The sequence below is a fragment of the Vibrio sp. Isolate34 genome, assembly GCF_022397915.1.
Lineage (GTDB): Bacteria > Pseudomonadota > Gammaproteobacteria > Enterobacterales > Vibrionaceae > Vibrio.
Genome location: NZ_JAKEUO010000004.1, coordinates 85562 through 102358, shown reverse-complemented (window position 1 = coordinate 102358; position 16797 = coordinate 85562). Strand labels below are relative to the sequence as shown.

Here is a 16797-nt window from a genome sequence, read left to right as displayed (position 1 = left end):
ACGTCACTTATCTTCAAAATATTAGTTTAGGAAGTAGCAAACAAATGACAACACAACCCTCTCAGCAATCACACACAGATAATTCTGATGAGATAGATTTAGGGAAACTGCTTGGTATCCTGTTGGACGCTAAATGGTTAATCATGTTCACCACATTTGCTTTTGCTGTGTTCGGTATCGCGTTTGCGCTACTTTCGACTCCGATATACAAAGCCGATGCTCTGATTCAAATTGAAGAGAAGAGCTCTGGCGGCATTTCATCGATGGTCGGTGACATGGGCGAATTGTTCTCTCAGGAATCTTCTGCAACGACTGAAGTCGAGATCATCAAATCTCGTATGATCTTGGGCGAAACCGTTGATAAATTCAATTTAACCACCGTAACCTCTCCAAACTATGCGCCAATCGTTGGTAAAGGGTTTGCACGCCTAACCGGTGACATCAATCACATCGCAGTGAGCCGTTTTACCTTGCCAAGCTATGCGAGCGATTACGGGCACACGATTCAGATTCTCGATGCCGAACAAGGTACTTACCAACTGGTTCGTGACGATGAACGCGTTATCTTGCAAGGTAAAGTGGGTGAGCTTGCAACTTCTGATGATTACAGCTTGTTTGTGGCTGGTTTCGAATCGCACAATGATTTCGAATTCTCGATTGGCAAACGTAGCCGATTAGAAGCGATTGAATGGCTGAAATCGTCTTTGTCTCTTTCTGAGCAAGGTAAGCAAACCGGCATTTTGAAGCTAAGCTTTGAAGGTGAAAACAAGCAGCAGATCTCTGAGATACTCAACCATATCAGCCAGATCTACTTTTTACAAAACGTGAAACGTAATTCAGCGGAAGCAGAGAAGAGCCTACAGTTCTTAGAGAGTCACCTTCCTGGTATTAAATCTGAGTTAACGGGCTATGAAGACACACTCAACAATTATCGCCAGAAGAACGAATCGATCGATTTGGGCTTAGAAGCGCAATCGACGCTCAAGGTAATGGTTGAGCTTGAAGCGCAATTGAACGAACTGACGTTCAAAGAGAGCGAAATTAGCCAACGCTTCACTAAAGATCACCCTGCATACAAAGCCCTGCTTGATAAGCGTAAAACGCTATTGGGCGAAAAAGAGCGCCTGAACAAGCAAGTACAAAAGCTACCGAAAACACAACGTGAAGTACTGCGTATGACACGTGATGTTGAAGTAAACCAACAGATCTACATCCAGCTTTTAAACAAGGTTCAAGAGCTGAGCATTATTAAAGCCGGCACCGTAGGTAACGTTCGTATCCTAGATGACGCACAAGCCTATGCTCGCGCTGTTAAACCGAAAAAGCCATTGATTGTTGTATTAGCTACACTACTGGGTGGCATGTTAAGTGTCGCGTTTGTATTGGTTAAAGCGGCGTTCCACCGCGGTGTTGAAAGCCCTGATCAAATTGAACAAATTGGCCTTCCTGTTTACGCAGCGGTACCAAAATCTGATTTGCAGATAGAGCTGAGCAACCGATTCAAATCCAAGAAACAGAAAACTCAGGGAGCTCAAGCGCTGCTGGCTGAATCTAACCCTGCGGATCTTTCTGTTGAAGCACTGCGTGGCCTTCGTACCAGCTTGCACTTTGCGATGCTAGAAGCGAAAAACAATATTCTGATGATTTCAGGCCCTGCACCGGGCATTGGTAAATCATTCATCTCGACCAACTTTGCCGCAGTAGCCGCTAAAACAGGCCAAAAAGTATTGTTGATTGATGCCGATATGCGTAAAGGTTACCTACAACAGAGCTTTGGTGTGAACTGGGACAACGGCCTTTCTGATGTGTTAAGCGGTAAGCAAGAGTTTGCTCAATCGATTAAAGCAACACCGGTAGAGAACCTAGACATTATTACTCGCGGCCAAGTGCCACCCAACCCTTCTGAGCTGTTGATGCACCCACGCTTTGCAGAGCTCATGGAATGGGCATCAAAAGAGTATGACTTGGTGATTGTCGATACCCCGCCCGTACTTGCGGTAACCGACCCAAGCATTGTCGGCGCCTTTGCGGGTACCACATTAATGGTGGCGCGTTACGGTCAAAACACCCTTAAAGAGATCGATGTAGCTCGTCACCGCTTTGAACAATCAGGTATCGAAGTGAAAGGCGTTATCTTCAACGCGATCGAGAAGAAAGCATCAAGCTCATACGGCTACGGTTACTACAACTACGCGTATTCGAGCGATAAGAAATAAAAGCTAAAGAGCAGTAACGAGATGCGAGTAATCGGGTAAACGAAAAGCTAAAAGGCAGATACGAGTGGCGAGAATGAAAAACACCACTCGAATCCGCTCTTCATCTTTTTATCTCTTCGTTACTCGTTTACCCGCTACCTGCGTCTATTCTTTTAAGCTCTTCGCATCCCGCTTACTCGTTACCCGTATCTATTATTTATCCACTCGCACCTGCACTTTAAATCATTCGAAGACTTAGCTTTTGGTTCTCCCCCTTGAACACCGGACTATTGTGAGTGATGGTGTTAATATAAGGGGGAGTTAGAGGGGGTTGCTAGCGATGCCTAACCAACCCCTCCCAGCCTCCCCTTATATTGATATTTTTTACACAAGTAACAATCGTGATAAAGGGGAGGAGCTAAAAGCACCATTCAAATCTGCTCTTTTCGCTTTTCGCATCCCGTTTACTCGCTACTCGCATCTGCTCTTCTACTTCTTCACAACCCCGCCTGTTAAATACAAACCAATTGCCGCTAACACCGGATAACCAAACGCTTCATTGGTCATTTCCCCCAACGGCTTCCAATCGTAGCCGTGCATACAACCCAAAATTACCATGACATGCAGTGCCACATAAGGAATGGTGAACAACAACACAATGTAGCGCTGTACTAACTTAAAAGGTTCATATGCTTTAAGCAGTGCCAGTTTGTGCTTCGCTTTTTCTTCATCAGTAAAAAACATCGCATCTCCTGTGTTGGTGAGTGCATCTAACCCTTTGTTAATGGAAGACTGGCTCCCGAATATTCTCCCGAACAATGTCATACTGCCCCTTGGTTGATTAATGGTTATATACCGCCTTTCTCGCCTTTCTCGTCCGCCATTCTGTTGCTTTAGAGGCGAGGAACGAAGTATCTGGAATCTGATTTTAGTCTCTTCGAATCCCACATCTGCACTTCAAATTATTCGAAGACTTAGCTTTTTGTCCTCCCCCTTGAACACCGGACTATTGTGATTGGTGATGTTAATAAAAGGGGGAGTTAGAGGGGGTTGCTAGCTCATGCCTAACCAACCCCTCCCAGCCTCCCCTTATATTGATATTTTTTACACAAGTAACAATCGTGATAAAGGGGAGGAGCTAAAAGCACCACTCTCACTTTATTGTCCTCACTTTTCGCAACTGCTCTTCAAGCTCTTAGTATCCCGTTTACTCGTCACTCGCATCTGCTTTTAGTCTCTTCGCATCTCGTTTACTCGCATCCCGTATCTGTTTTTAAAACCATAACCGGACACGCCTTATTCACGCCCCAATCTTTATGCCCCTTAACATTCTCATCTGAAATCAAAAACTGCTCTTGCAGTGCAGCCATCAAACCAAACAGCGCCTTACGCTGCGCAAGCGTGAAGTTGTCTTCTGGTTGCAGTTCGGCATTACAACCACCGACCAGACAAACCCCAATATTGTCCTTGTTGTGCCCTTTCACATGCGCGCCGGTTTGCGACAGCGGCCTGCCCAGTTCGACATCCCCATTGCGACGAATCACAAAGTGGTACCCCACATCGCGCCAGCCTTTCTTTTTATGCCATCGGCGAATATCGGCGACGTGAACATCTTGGTCTGGCGGTGTGGCGCTGCAATGCACTGTAATAAATGAGAATGCCGGATAATGAGGCAAACGGATTAAAACCGAAACCAGGCTAAAGGAATAGGGCGAAAGCGAAAAACAAGGCTCTAACGAAGGGCTTCGCTTTTCCGAGTCAGCCTGCTCTTGTGAATCAGCAGAAGCCTCTAATGGTTGGTGTGGAACTCGATCAGTTGCTGGTGGAGTGTTTGACAAAATAAATCCTCGTGTTGTTGTAACCAAGTGATTAAAGGCGTTGATAACGATTCTTTTAAATTAGGGTGCAGTGCGATGTGTTGTCGCAAACGGGTTGCTACAGTTTTTGCATAACCTGAGTGGTAGCCGACATAACGTAAATACATCACGTAATAACCCAGTGGTTGAGCGCGCCGTGCTCGGCTGATCATCCAACAAATATCCTCATAGCGAGCATCTTCAAAACGTTGCTCATCACACAACAATGGTTGGCGTGATTGATTAACGGAGCGAGCACGGCACTCGATGCTCGCCATTGCGGGTTGATACGCTGAAATAAAAAGAGAAACTATCGCCTTCATTCATCACCTTATTGCTGTATGGGGAAGGCAATGTACTTCAACATTCTTGATTGGGGTTGGCGGTAATAACGCGAAAACGGAGGAACACAGAAAAGTGAGAGGTGCTTCGAAGGTTATCAGTTTTGGTACTGCTCTTGTTGCATATTGATGAGAGTGAGCAGGAAAAACACTTTTTGTTACTTTTTATCCCGCCTCACTGTTGCCCCTAATGCATAAAAAAGTGGTGTTAATGCTCTTTTATGTCAATAGCCCGTTATAGGAATGACCAGCTAACAAGGAGCGTTATTCATGTGTGTTTCTCTTATTCTCTCTTTTATGCCGATGAAAACCGGTTCGCCTATCAGCAAGTTGGTGCTCTTAAAGTTGGCGGATAATGCCGACGCGCGTGGCGTGTGTTTCCCTTCCTTAAATTATTTAGCGCAATATTGCGAAGTGTCGGTAAGAACCGTTAAACGACACGTTAACGAACTTGAAAAGCAAGGGTTTGTGAAGCGGATAAAGCGGTTTGACGATTCAGGACGCCAGCGCAGCAATATCTATCAGCTACGCCTGCCCGGTGGTTGCCACATTGAACAGGCCGATTTAAACCAAGCAGATAGAGGTTTAGACCAAACAGACCATTCAGACACTCCCCTGGGTGACTCAAGATCCAACACGGAGAGTGATCACCTGTCACACATAATCTTTCATAAAGAACATAAAACAGACATTACTGTTGAAACACACCCAGTCGTTGAAGCAGAAAAGGCACTTGAAACGGCTCCGACTCTTGAAGCTGAGCCGCCTCTTGAAGCAGCACGATCCTTTGAAAAAGAGCTAGCGATACCTCCAGCCAAGGGGGCAAAACCAACAAGCCAACAGAACGAAGCCGTGATTCACCTGCTCACCAAAGAAGGTAACGCGCCCATTTATCATGAGTTCTACAAAATCTTAGAACGCACCTACCCAAAGTTAGATGTGCTGCAAGAACTGCATGCCATGCAAACGTGGCTGTACATCAACCCCGACAAGCGCAAGCCTTTTGAGCACATTGGCCACTTTGTGAATGGTTGGCTAAGAAGAAGCGCCAAAGCCAAGGCCCAAATCAAGACTCAAACCAATACTGAGCAGGGAGCATCACCCACCTTTAAACAAACAGGGGCGAGTAAACCAACAAGCGCTTCTGCATCAGCCAAATCCCGCAAGGCGGAAAAATCAGGAGCAACAGCAAACCCTAAGCAATTTGCTAAGCCAGTGGAGTCACAACAACCGACACCTGTTACTCAGGCGTTAGCGGACTACAAAGCCAAAAGCACCACTAACCCGTTTGAAGCGCGTATCAAGGCCCTAGTTCAATCCAAGTCGTCGAGTGCTGATTCTAAGCAGTGACCATTCGATTATTCAGACGACCAAAAGCAAAGCTGAGCAATCGCTTGGGTAAATCAAAAACGAAAACAGACAAAAAACGTCAAGAGACAAAAGTAGAATTAGGGAGAGGGCAACATGGACGATAGCAGCCTAAAAAAACTGACAACGGAAGAAAAAGCCACCATTTTGGCAAAAGAGATAGCGCGAGTGGAAGGGCGCATTGGCGAGTTTTTGACCTTGCTTGTTAAGCATTACCCACAAGGGTTAACACGCACAGAAATTAAAGAACTTTTGGCGGTAAACAACAACCCAAGCTTTGTCTCGTTATACCGAAACGGCAATATTTTCATTGATATAGAAAAGCGCTATTGCGAGACAGCACAAGAAAACCGCTACTTCATAGGCACTCAGTTCCTACACGACGTACAATGCGTGCGGTGGGTGAACGCTTTGTGAAATTCGTGGTAGGAAAGGACAGTTTTCAAACTGGTTAATATGCACTGACTTTGCTAGAATACGCTGCGTATTTAAAAGCGTATAAAAACCGCATAAAGCGAACAACTTGTTACTATTGCCTTTAGGAGCCAAACCTAAGGGCGGTAGCGTATCCAAATACGGATGGAAGGCAAGGCAAGGCAAAAGGCGTAAAAACGTTTCGCGGCCCTATTAGGGCGGTTTCTAAAAAATTAGCAAAACCAAGGTTTTACAAGGGATTGTCGAAAATAGACTGTCTCAAAATGAATAAAAAGTGTCTCAGTGCGTTTTTAACGCTGAGGTGAAATTTTGATTTTTTGTTCAAAAATAAACAGCATCTTCACGTTCGTGAGTTGTTCTAAACATAATACTACAAGAGAAAACTATGAAAATCCTCGTCACTGGTGGTGCTGGTTTTATCGGCTCAGCTGTTATTCGTCACATCATCAAGAACACATCTGACAGCGTGGTTAACGTTGATAAGCTCACTTATGCTGGTAATTTAGAGTCTCTTGTCGAGGTGGATTCGTCTGAACGTTATTCGTTTGAACAAGTCGATATCTGCAATCGTACAGAGTTAGGTCGAGTTTTTGCCGAGCATAAACCGGATGCGGTGATGCACCTTGCAGCGGAGTCGCATGTTGACCGCTCAATCACAGGCCCAGCGGCGTTTATCGAGACCAATATTGTCGGTACTTATACTCTGTTAGAAGCGACTCGCGAGTATTGGAATACGCTAGAAGAATCTGCAAAAGCAGAGTTTCGCTTCCATCATATCTCTACTGATGAAGTGTACGGTGATCTTCCACATCCTGATGAAGTGGAAAGTGGTACCGACCTGCCAATGTTCTTAGAGACAACCTCGTATGAGCCATCAAGTCCATACTCAGCATCAAAAGCTTCGAGTGACCATTTAGTGCGTGCATGGTTGCGTACTTATGGCTTACCAACGATGGTAACGAATTGCTCAAACAACTACGGCCCCTATCATTTCCCTGAAAAGCTGATCCCACTGGTTATCCTTAATGCGCTAGAAGGCAAAGATTTGCCTATTTATGGAAAAGGCGACCAAATCCGTGACTGGCTGTTTGTCGAAGACCACGCCCGCGCACTCTATAAAGTGGTGACGGAAGGGAAAGTAGGCGAGACCTACAACATCGGTGGTCACAACGAGAAGAAAAACCTTGAAGTCGTGAATACAATTTGCGACATCCTAGATACTCTAGTACCGAAAGATTCGAAGTATACAGAGCAAATTACGTACGTTCAAGACCGCCCGGGGCATGATCGCCGTTACGCGATTGATTCATCTAAAATGCAGCGTGAACTAGATTGGACGCCAGAAGAGACATTTGAAACAGGGCTACGTAAAACGGTGCAATGGTATTTAGATAACTCAGCATGGTGTCAAAATGTACAAGATGGCAGCTACCAACGTGAGCGCCTAGGCGTTGAGTCAACGGAAACTAAGGAAAGTAAATAATGAAAGGTATTGTATTAGCGGGCGGCTCCGGTACACGTTTATACCCAATCACTATGGGCGTATCCAAGCAATTATTGCCCGTTTATGATAAACCTATGATTTATTATCCGTTATCAGTTCTGATGCTGGCGGGTATTCGTGAAGTGCTTATTATTACGACACCAGAAGACCAAGAGAGCTTCAGACGTTTACTCGGTGATGGTAGTCAATTTGGTATATCGCTTGAGTATGCGGTTCAACCAAAGCCTGAAGGATTAGCACAAGCATTTATTATCGGTGAAGATTTTATTGGAAATGATTCAGTTTGTTTAGTTCTAGGCGACAATATTTTTTGGGGGCAGAACTTTACTCCAAAATTAAACAGTGCGGTTGAGAATGCTAAAAAAGGGGAAGGAGCCACGGTATTTGGTTATCAAGTCAAAGACCCTGAGCGTTTTGGGGTGGTTGAGTTTGACAGAAATAGAAAGGCAATCTCTATTGAAGAGAAACCGCGCCAACCGAAGAGTCATTATGCTGTGACTGGCCTTTATTTCTATGACAATCAGGTGATTGAGCTAGCCAAAAAAGTTAAACCCTCAGAACGAGGTGAGTTAGAGATCACTACGTTAAATGAAATGTATCTTAATAAAGGCAAGCTTAACGTAGAAATGCTTGGCCGAGGGTACGCTTGGTTAGATACCGGAACGCATGAAAGCTTGCTTGAAGCTGCTCAATTTGTAGAGACAATTGAGAAAAGGCAAGGGTTTAAAATCGCTTGTCTAGAGGAGATAGCCTTTAATCAAGGCTGGATAACAGCAGAGATATTCAAAGAACGTGGTGAATTAATGAGGAAGAACTCATATGGTCAATATATACTATCGCTAATGAAGTAAGTGAAAAATGAGTAGTATAAAAAGAAAAACTGCAAATGGCTTGAAATGGAGTGCGATTGAACGAATATTAACACAATTTGTGCAACTAATTGTGATGTTATACCTCGCTCGTCTACTTGGACCTGAGGCATTTGGTTTGATCGGGATGCTTGCTATATTCATAGCGGTTAGTCAAGTTTTAATTGATAGTGGCTTTACGTCTGCATTAATCAGAAAAAAAGATGTAGTAGATGAAGATTTTACTACAGCATTTTTATTTAACGTAGTGTCTTCGCTTGTTTGCTACTTGCTACTATATATCTCTTCCGAAACCATTGCAGAGTTTTTTAAACAGCCGGAACTAATAACACTTACAAAAGTTATATCAATAGTTATAATCATAAACTCACTAACGATAGTTCAAAAAGCAATGTTAACTATCGCTATGGATTTTAAGACTCAAGCTAAAGCATCTATTATAAGTGTACTTATTAGCAGTTTCGTTGCAATTATATTTGCATTGAATGAGTTTGGTGTATGGAGTTTAGTTGCTCAAACTATAACCATGAGTATTTGTAATGCTATTATGTTAAACATCTTTTGCCCTTGGAAACCAAGGCTAGCATTCTCATTGCTTTCTTTTAGATATTTATTTAACTTTGGCTCAAAATTATTATTGTCAGGTATACTTGATACTATATATAAGAATATATATCAGGTGATAATTGGTAAATACTTTAATGTCGGGCAAGTTGGTCAATTCACTCAGGCCAATCAAGTGTCAAGTGTTCCAGCGATAACAATGACCTCGATAATTCAACGAGTGACATATCCAATGCTAAGTAAAATGCAGGGTGATAGTACACAACTAGAAAGTGCATATTTATTAACATTAAGGTTAGCGGCTGCTGTGATTTTTCCATTACTCTTTGGGCTTGCTGTTACTGCGGAATGGCTAATTACTACAATATTAGGTAGTGAGTGGGCTATGGCTGCAGAATTGGTTACTATTTTGAGTGTTGGATTTTTGTTATACCCAATTCATGCGATTAATCTTAACCTACTTCAAGTAAAAGGACGAACAGATTTATTTTTAAAGCTTGAAGTGATAAAAAAAATATTAATCACCGTGATATTATTCATAACTGTTCCTCTTGGGATTAAAGCAATGTGTGTTGGATTGACAATACACTCATATATTGCACTGGTTATTAATACGTATTATACAGGGAAAATTGCCAACCTATCATTAAAGAGACAGATTTACTCCTTACTGCCTATTTGGATTATATCTTTAATATCATGTTTTTTCGGATATTACGTTTCATCAATAATAATTGATGATATTTCTATCGCTTTGATGTTAGCTGTATCGATTTCAATTATTTTTTATGCTTTATCAATGATAACTTTTCAGGCAGATTTGATTAAATATATAAACCCACGATTTTATAAAGAATAAATTAAATGAAAAATATTACAGTTACTACACCGTTACTTCCACCATTAAGTGAACTTACTCCACTTCTAGAGGATATATGGGATAAAAAGTGGTTAACAAATAATGGTCACTATCATAATCAACTTGAAGCTAGGTTATGTGAATATTTGGGTGTTGATTATCTGAGTTTGTTCTCTAATGGCACACTTGGTTTGTGTGCCGCTTTGACGGTTTTAGAGCTTGAAGGAGAAGTGATAACGACACCTTATAGTTTTATAGCAACAAGCAATTCAATTTTATTAAGCGGCTTAAAACCAGTTTTTATCGATATTGATCCTTATACATTTAATCTTAAACCTGAATTAATTGAGGCGGCTATCACTGATAAAACAACAGCAATTATGCCTGTTCATGTATACGGAAACCCATGTGACCACGAAAAAATACAAAGTATTGCTGATAAGTATGGCCTTAAAGTAATCTATGATGCTGCCCATGCCTTTGCAGTACAGGAAAGTAACAAATCAGTTCTAACTTATGGTGATATGTCTATCTTGAGCTTTCATGCTACAAAAACATATTCAACAGTTGAAGGTGGTGCTGTTGTTTGTAACAGCAGTGAATTAAAAGAAAAGTTAGAACAATACAAAAGCTTTGGTTTTGAGTCTGAAGCCTCACTAAGTTTGATTGGGTCTAATGCGAAACTAAATGAAGTTCAATCTGCATTTGGTCTAATTAATTTGAATTATATTGATAGTGCTATTGAGCAAAGAAAGATAGCTGCAGAGAGTTATGATGAAAAATTGTCGGATTTAGATGGATTAACGGTATGGAAGCCAAATAAGAATGTTGTTCACAATTATTCTTATTATCCAATTTTAATTGACGAGAAAGAATTTGGAATAAGTCGTGATGAATTATTCAACAAATTAAAGAATAATAATATCTTTGCAAGAAAGTACTTTTATCCACTAATACCAGATTTTAATGGTTTTTGTTCAGATAAATATCGAATAGTTGGTGACTTGAAAAATGCTTCAATTGTTGCAAGTTCAGTTTTATGTTTGCCGCTTCATCATGAAATTACACAAGATAATATTCTTTTCATTAGCTCAATAATTAGGGATTGTAAAAGGTAATGGCAGTTCTAACTCATGAGGAATTACAACAGTTTGGTTTTGTTTCTATTGGAAATAATGTGAGGATATCTAATAAAGCTAGCATACATGGAGCACAAAACATCAGTATAGGTAATGATGTAAGAATCGATGATTTTTGCGTATTGTCAGCAGGTAAAGGTGGTATAACGATAGGTAATAATATACATATTGCAGTTTATAGTTCTTTAATTGGTAAAGGTTCAATTGTCTTAGAAGACTTTTCTAATATTTCCTCTCGTGTAGCTATTTACTCTAGTAATGATGATTATTCAGGTGAGTTCATGACCAACCCAACAGTTGAATCAATATATACTAATGTAATTAGTGATGCAATACACATAGGGAAACACGTTGTAATTGGAAGCGGAAGTGTAATTCTACCTGGAGTTAACCTAGATATAGGGACTGTTATCGGCGCACTGAGCTTAGTCAAATCCTCCAGTACTCCATTTACTATATTAGGTGGAGTTCCGGCTAAAAAAATTGGTGTACGATCTAAAAATTTGCTAAAAATAGAAAAAAAAATCGATGAAAATAGATGAGATATTAATTGATTGTCCAGATAGTCAATCTGAAATAATGAAGCATTGGCATTTTACAGATCGAGTTTATGTATCTATTGTTTGTACTAGTTATAATCAAGTGGATTATATTGAGTCTGCAGTTAAATCTTTTTTAGCTCAAGAAGTAGAGTATAAATTTGAAGTTATTATTCATGATGATAAATCATCTGATGGTACTCTTCAATTATTAATTCAGTTGAAAAATAAATTCCCAGATATTATTAAACTTATAACACAAGATGAAAACCAATACTCAATATACCCATTAAAACCATTAGAGAATTGTTTTGCAGCGGCTGCGGGGAATTATGTCGCAATCTGTGAAGGGGATGATTTTTGGACAGATAAAAGAAAGCTATCAAAACAACTTAATGTTGCGTTACATAGTAATTATAAGATGGTTGCTCATGGTGCTTACTGTTTAAATGAAAATGAAATCGTCAAATCAAAATGGAACTTTCAGCATGATGAATTGTATACATTAGATGATGTCTTTATGAGTGAAGGACAGCTCATACCTACTGCTTCTTACTTTATAGATATCAATGTTTTAAGAGAAATACCTGATTGGTTGTACAAAAAATCACCAATCGGTGATTTTTTCTTTGAGGTTTTTTCCTGTATTAATGGCGAAAACATATATGTATCTTCTGAATTTATGAGTTGTTATCGTGTTCATAGTTCTGGTTCATGGTCTGAAAGAAACCAACTGAACTTAAATAATAGATTGAAATTTAACGAGTCATTTTCTCATGTGATTAGTAATTTAGAACAAATATATCCAAACATTAATGAGCTGAGTAAGCATAAATGTGCGGATGAATACTATAGAACTTCTCTTGCGTGTTTTAGGTTTCTAAAAATTGGGCTTGCTTTTAAGTACTTAAAAAAAGCTTATAGGTGCCATTATAAGTTTGATGCCTATAAAATTTCAAATCTGCTTAAGCAGTTAATTATTGGTTTCGTGAAGAAGTGTTGTATATGAGTATTAGTGTTAAGAAGAAACAATTCATTCAAGTTATTAAACAGTTGATTAATAATAGTAATTTAATTAGCTATAAGTTACGTTATGAGCATTTAAGTAACTCGGTATTATCATCATTTGAGCCTTTAGTTAGTGATAACGCTGAAAGTAACGGTGTTGTAATTAGTTTAACGACATATAGCAAAAGAATTAATACGGTCCATATTACTATTGAATCATTAGGTGCTCAAACAAGAAAGGCTGATAGAATCATACTATGGCTGGATAAAGATGAATTTAGTGATATAAATTTACCCGCCGCATTAATTAGACAGAAAGAAAGAGGGCTAGAAATAAGATATTGTGAAAACTTTCGTTCATATAAAAAATTAATTCCAACTTTAAGTGTCATTGATAACGATATTGTGGATATCATCACAGTTGATGACGATATAATTTATCCTATTGACCTCGTTGATAGGTTTGTATTGGAAAGTAAAGTATCTCCTGGTGTTGTATTATGTAATCGTGGGCACCAGATAACATTTGACGAAAATAGTAAAGTTAATCCATATTGTAAATGGAAGCAAAAAATTTCAAAATATGAACCAGGATTTGAGATTTTCCCAACAGGGATTGGTGGTGTATTTTACCCTAAAGGTTCTTTGAATAAATTAACTTGTTCAGTCCAAGAATTTACAAAATTAGCACCTAAAGCGGATGATGTTTGGTTTAAAGCTATGACAACAATTAATCACTTCAAGTCTAAAGTTGTAGAACGTAATGTGAATTTTAATGAAGAGTTTTTTGAAATAGATGGAAGCCAGGATATAGGATTATTTCTATCAAATGTTAGAAATAATGAAAATGACGTTCAAATAACCTCTGTTTTTAAAAGGTTTCAATTAGACTACAGTGTGCTACAGCGTGATGATTAATTATTTTCATAGGAAGTATATTCTTTTTTTGTATATATTTTCTAATGTTTATCTATCTTACTATTTTATAAAGACTGGTACTTTAGGTGGGGACTTTAAACACTTTTTTAAAACTGACCCATATATTATGAGTTATTCTTTAGCTAGTGTTTTATTGTCCCTTGTTTTTTTCTGCATATTGTTCAGTTTATGTAGTAAGGTAAGCTTTAAAATTGGGTTAAAATATGTAGAATCATATATTCTCGATATTATCATATTAAGTATAACTGTCCTTTATATGATTAATACTTCTATTTATAGTACAGGTATAGCTGGGGTTTCAGTAGATGATTCTGGTGGGAATAAATTTAATTTCTATTTCTTATCTATTTTCCAGCCTGTATATTTAATTGCAATATACTTATTTTATAGAATAGGGAATAGGAATTATTTTTTTAACGTCATATTAGTGCTTTATCTGATTACCAATATAATTAGCGGCCAGTCAGCGCAGTTAATGTGGATGGGTTTTTTGTATTTATTATATAGATATAACATAAAAAAAAGAAGTGGATATACCCAGATCATATTTTTAAGTTTAGTGATTTTGTTGGTTTCGCCATTTATAAGAATGGCGAAATTCATTTTTATGCAACATGCAATATCAGGTTCAAATAGTCTTTTAACAACTGCAAATAACTATATTCTAAGTTATGGTAATTATCTTGAAGCTTACTTTATATTTTTTAATAGAACAGTTGAAAGATTTCAACAGGTTGCTAATGTTCAATATATTTTTGAAAATTGGTTTCAGTTGACCGAACTGTTAATAGCAAATGATTACATTCCAACGTTCGTTAATCATTGGTTAATTAAGTTTTTAATTAAAGTCTTTCACGGAGATTTATCTGGAAACGAAACTATCCAAAGTATCTTAGCATATCATATAAATGGTTTAACTGATTGGTCGACCCAGATTGGTTTTGTTGGTTATATTCCTCTTTTGGGGCTTAGTTTCATAGGTGTCTTTGCTATTATAATTGCATTAGTCTTTGCATCGGTAATTTTATCAAAAGTCATTGACGTCAATAAAACATATATTGTTGAGCTAACTTGGCTCTTAATGGTTATGTTTTTGTTCCATGGTTGGTTTGTTCCATTTCTTAATTACTTTCAAGCGTTAGTTTTTTTTATCACGTTAATTTTCACCATAAGGGTTTCACTTGATTTAATGTTATATACCCGTGATCATTGAAGATGCTTGATTTTATTTAGAATCAGGATCATGCTATGCACCATGAAAATTACACTGACTCCTCAACAGAAATTACAACTCGAACAAATGCACGATTCTACTCGTGATGGTCGAGTGCGTGACCGTATTAAGGCTATTTTACTGGCTTCTGAAAACTGGAGTCAGGCTATGATTTCACAAGCCAGGGAAAAATCATCAACATGCACATGTTTAAAGGGTTCGTGGCGTATTGAGTTCTCAATTTTTGAAGTTCACTAGTTAGCATTATCACATAACAATCAATTGCCCGATGATCAATTTGTAGAGCATTTTCAGTGTTTTCTAATACCTCCATAGAAAAATTGGAGGTCTAACTATGAGTAACCAGCACCCATTTATGCATTTTGATATCATTCCAGATTACCGCCAACAAGGCCAGGGCAAGATCATGAAAATCCCTTATGGAATAAGGGATGACGTGAAGTCATATTTAACTAATTAGATACTGAATTCACAATAATCTCAATACATCCAAGATCGATTTGATGATCAAATTTAGGTGTGATCATATACTGTCTTTTAACAGTAGATATTTAGCCTAATGAATGGATTAAGCCTTTTGGACCATATTTCAGTTATTCAAGACCCTCGCCAAGCTGGGAAAATAGAGCACACGCTAACCGATATTATCTTTTTAACCATTTCAGCAGTGATTGCTGGCGCTGAAGGTTGGGAGGATATTGAAGATTTTGGTGAAGATAACTTGGAATGGCTTAGACAGTATGGTGATTTCAACCAAGGCATACCAGTACACGATACCATTGCCAGAGTTATTAATCTTATCTCCGCTAAGCAGTTACAACGATGCTTCACAGCATGGATGAAAGATTGCCATGAGGCGACAGAGGGTGAAGTGATTGCTATCGACGGCAAAACTCTCAGAGGCACATACAACAAAGACAAGCGTTGTGGTGCAATCCATATGGTTAGTGCCTTTAGTGCGGCAAACCAAGTTGTACTGGGACAAGTTAAGACTGCGGATAAAAGCAATGAAATAAAAGCGATCCCCGAACTGCTTGAAATGCTTTCCTTGCGAGGCTGTTTAGTGACGATTGATGCTATGGGGTGCCAGAAGGATATAGCAGAAAAGATAGTCGCCCAAGATGCAGATTACCTCTTAGCGGTAAAAGGTAATCAAAAACGATTGGAGCAAGCGATTAGCCAAGTGTTTAATTCTAGTATGCTTAATAGTTTTGAAGGGGATAAATACGTCACTCAAGAGAAAGGGCATGGTCGTACAGAAACACGTTTGAGTATGGTTGTTCACAATACAGATTTCTTAGGCGATATAGCGCTTGATTGGGCGGTACTCTCCACAATTGGTATGGTCGTTTCAATTCGTCAAGAAGGTGATAAGCCAGCAGAAACAATGCAAATAAAGCACTACATAAGCTCAGCAGAACTGACGGCTAAAGCTTTACTAGAGAGCACGCGAGCACATTGGAGCATCGAAAATCAGATGCACTGGCGATTAGACGTAGGTTTTAAAGAAGATGAATGTCGGATACGTCGAGAGCAAGCGGGTGAGAATTTAGCAGTTATAAGGCATATAGCTTTAAACCTGCTGACGGAAGAAGCCAGCTTCAAAGCAGGGATCAAAAGAAAGCAGAAAAAAGCAAACCGTAGCAATAGCTACCTTTCGCAAGTCCTTGCAGGGCAAGGGGCTTCGTAATCTTGCCCTGGATGCACTGGTCGTTAGACACCGCTTTTGGTGAGGATGCCAGCCGAAAACGAGCAGAAGAAGGTGCAGAAAATTTCGCAAGGATCAGGCAGATGTGCTTAAACATGCTGAAGAGTGAAACGACTCTCAAAGCGAGCATTAAACATAAAAGAGCGATGTGTGCGATGAATTGTGAGTATCTTTTAAAGGTTCTGGCAAGCCTTTATTGACGGGGAAGTTCATGATTTTTCCGTGGATATGTGGAATGA

15 protein-coding genes and 2 pseudogenes are annotated in these 16797 nt (G+C 39.3%); 14 read left to right on the top strand and 3 right to left on the bottom strand.

The features are described from left to right. Positions 1–44: 44 nt before the first annotated feature. The gene (locus L1D22_RS06330; RefSeq protein WP_239829096.1) at positions 45–2216 is read left to right on the top strand and encodes a polysaccharide biosynthesis tyrosine autokinase; all 2172 of its coding nucleotides are present in this window, start codon (positions 45–47) and stop codon (positions 2214–2216) included. A gap of 468 nt (positions 2217–2684) precedes the next feature. Here the strand turns inward: L1D22_RS06330 and L1D22_RS06325 are convergent, their stop codons facing one another. From L1D22_RS06325 to L1D22_RS06315, 3 genes are all read right to left on the bottom strand, one after another. Beyond that, positions 2685–3020 carry a hypothetical protein gene (locus L1D22_RS06325; protein ID WP_016784030.1) on the bottom strand — a complete coding sequence of 112 codons (336 nt, stop codon included), beginning with the start codon at positions 3018–3020 and terminating at the stop codon, positions 2685–2687. 425 nt (positions 3021–3445) lie between these two features. Then, the gene (locus L1D22_RS06320) at positions 3446–4033 is read right to left on the bottom strand and encodes an N-acetylmuramoyl-L-alanine amidase (protein ID WP_239829095.1); all 588 of its coding nucleotides are present in this window, start codon (positions 4031–4033) and stop codon (positions 3446–3448) included. Beyond that, entirely contained in the window at positions 3985–4374 is a 390-nt protein-coding gene (locus tag L1D22_RS06315; protein ID WP_239829094.1) for a hypothetical protein, read from the bottom strand. The genes L1D22_RS06320 and L1D22_RS06315 overlap by 49 nt, the downstream gene beginning before the upstream one ends. 288 nt (positions 4375–4662) lie before the next feature. Here L1D22_RS06315 and L1D22_RS06310 point away from each other — a divergent pair, with 288 nt between their 5' ends. The 13 genes and pseudogenes from L1D22_RS06310 to L1D22_RS06250 form a co-directional block, all read left to right on the top strand. Beyond that, entirely contained in the window at positions 4663–5742 is a 1080-nt protein-coding gene (locus tag L1D22_RS06310) for a helix-turn-helix domain-containing protein (RefSeq protein WP_239829093.1), read from the top strand. 114 nt (positions 5743–5856) lie between these two features. Next, complete coding sequence (locus tag L1D22_RS06305; RefSeq protein WP_048661377.1) at positions 5857–6177, top strand: hypothetical protein; 321 nt, start codon at positions 5857–5859, stop codon at positions 6175–6177. 403 nt (positions 6178–6580) lie between these two features. Beyond that, positions 6581–7678 carry a dTDP-glucose 4,6-dehydratase gene (gene rfbB, locus L1D22_RS06300; protein ID WP_239829092.1) on the top strand — a complete coding sequence of 366 codons (1098 nt, stop codon included), beginning with the start codon at positions 6581–6583 and terminating at the stop codon, positions 7676–7678. Beyond that, on the top strand, positions 7678–8550 hold the full coding sequence (gene rfbA, locus L1D22_RS06295; protein ID WP_239829091.1) for a glucose-1-phosphate thymidylyltransferase RfbA: 873 nt from the start codon (positions 7678–7680) through the stop codon (positions 8548–8550). The genes rfbB and rfbA overlap by 1 nt, the downstream gene beginning before the upstream one ends. A gap of 7 nt (positions 8551–8557) precedes the next feature. Beyond that, positions 8558–9991, top strand: coding sequence for a lipopolysaccharide biosynthesis protein (locus L1D22_RS06290; RefSeq protein WP_239829090.1), 1434 nt, complete (start codon positions 8558–8560; stop codon positions 9989–9991). Positions 9992–9996: 5 nt separating this feature from the next. Then, positions 9997–11109, top strand: coding sequence for a DegT/DnrJ/EryC1/StrS family aminotransferase (locus L1D22_RS06285; protein WP_239829089.1), 1113 nt, complete (start codon positions 9997–9999; stop codon positions 11107–11109). Then, positions 11109–11672 carry an acyltransferase gene (locus L1D22_RS06280; protein WP_239829088.1) on the top strand — a complete coding sequence of 188 codons (564 nt, stop codon included), beginning with the start codon at positions 11109–11111 and terminating at the stop codon, positions 11670–11672. Before L1D22_RS06285 ends, L1D22_RS06280 begins: the two co-directional genes overlap by 1 nt. Then, positions 11659–12678 carry a glycosyltransferase gene (locus L1D22_RS06275; RefSeq protein WP_239829087.1) on the top strand — a complete coding sequence of 340 codons (1020 nt, stop codon included), beginning with the start codon at positions 11659–11661 and terminating at the stop codon, positions 12676–12678. Before L1D22_RS06280 ends, L1D22_RS06275 begins: the two co-directional genes overlap by 14 nt. Further along, complete coding sequence (locus L1D22_RS06270) at positions 12675–13595, top strand: hypothetical protein (RefSeq protein ID WP_239829086.1); 921 nt, start codon at positions 12675–12677, stop codon at positions 13593–13595. The genes L1D22_RS06275 and L1D22_RS06270 overlap by 4 nt, the downstream gene beginning before the upstream one ends. Next, positions 13588–14829 carry an oligosaccharide repeat unit polymerase gene (wzy, locus tag L1D22_RS06265; protein ID WP_239829194.1) on the top strand — a complete coding sequence of 414 codons (1242 nt, stop codon included), beginning with the start codon at positions 13588–13590 and terminating at the stop codon, positions 14827–14829. Before L1D22_RS06270 ends, wzy begins: the two co-directional genes overlap by 8 nt. Positions 14830–14871: 42 nt before the next feature. Further along, a pseudogene (locus L1D22_RS06260) lies at positions 14872–15012 on the top strand (IS630 family transposase); the annotation flags it as partial. Between the two features lie 397 nt (positions 15013–15409). Beyond that, positions 15410–16540: an ISAs1 family transposase gene (locus tag L1D22_RS06255; RefSeq protein WP_239829085.1), complete on the top strand. Its 1131-nt coding sequence runs from the start codon at positions 15410–15412 to the stop codon at positions 16538–16540. A gap of 11 nt (positions 16541–16551) precedes the next feature. Further along, positions 16552–16758, top strand: a pseudogene (locus tag L1D22_RS06250) (ISAs1 family transposase); the annotation flags it as partial. Positions 16759–16797: the final 39 nt, after the last annotated feature.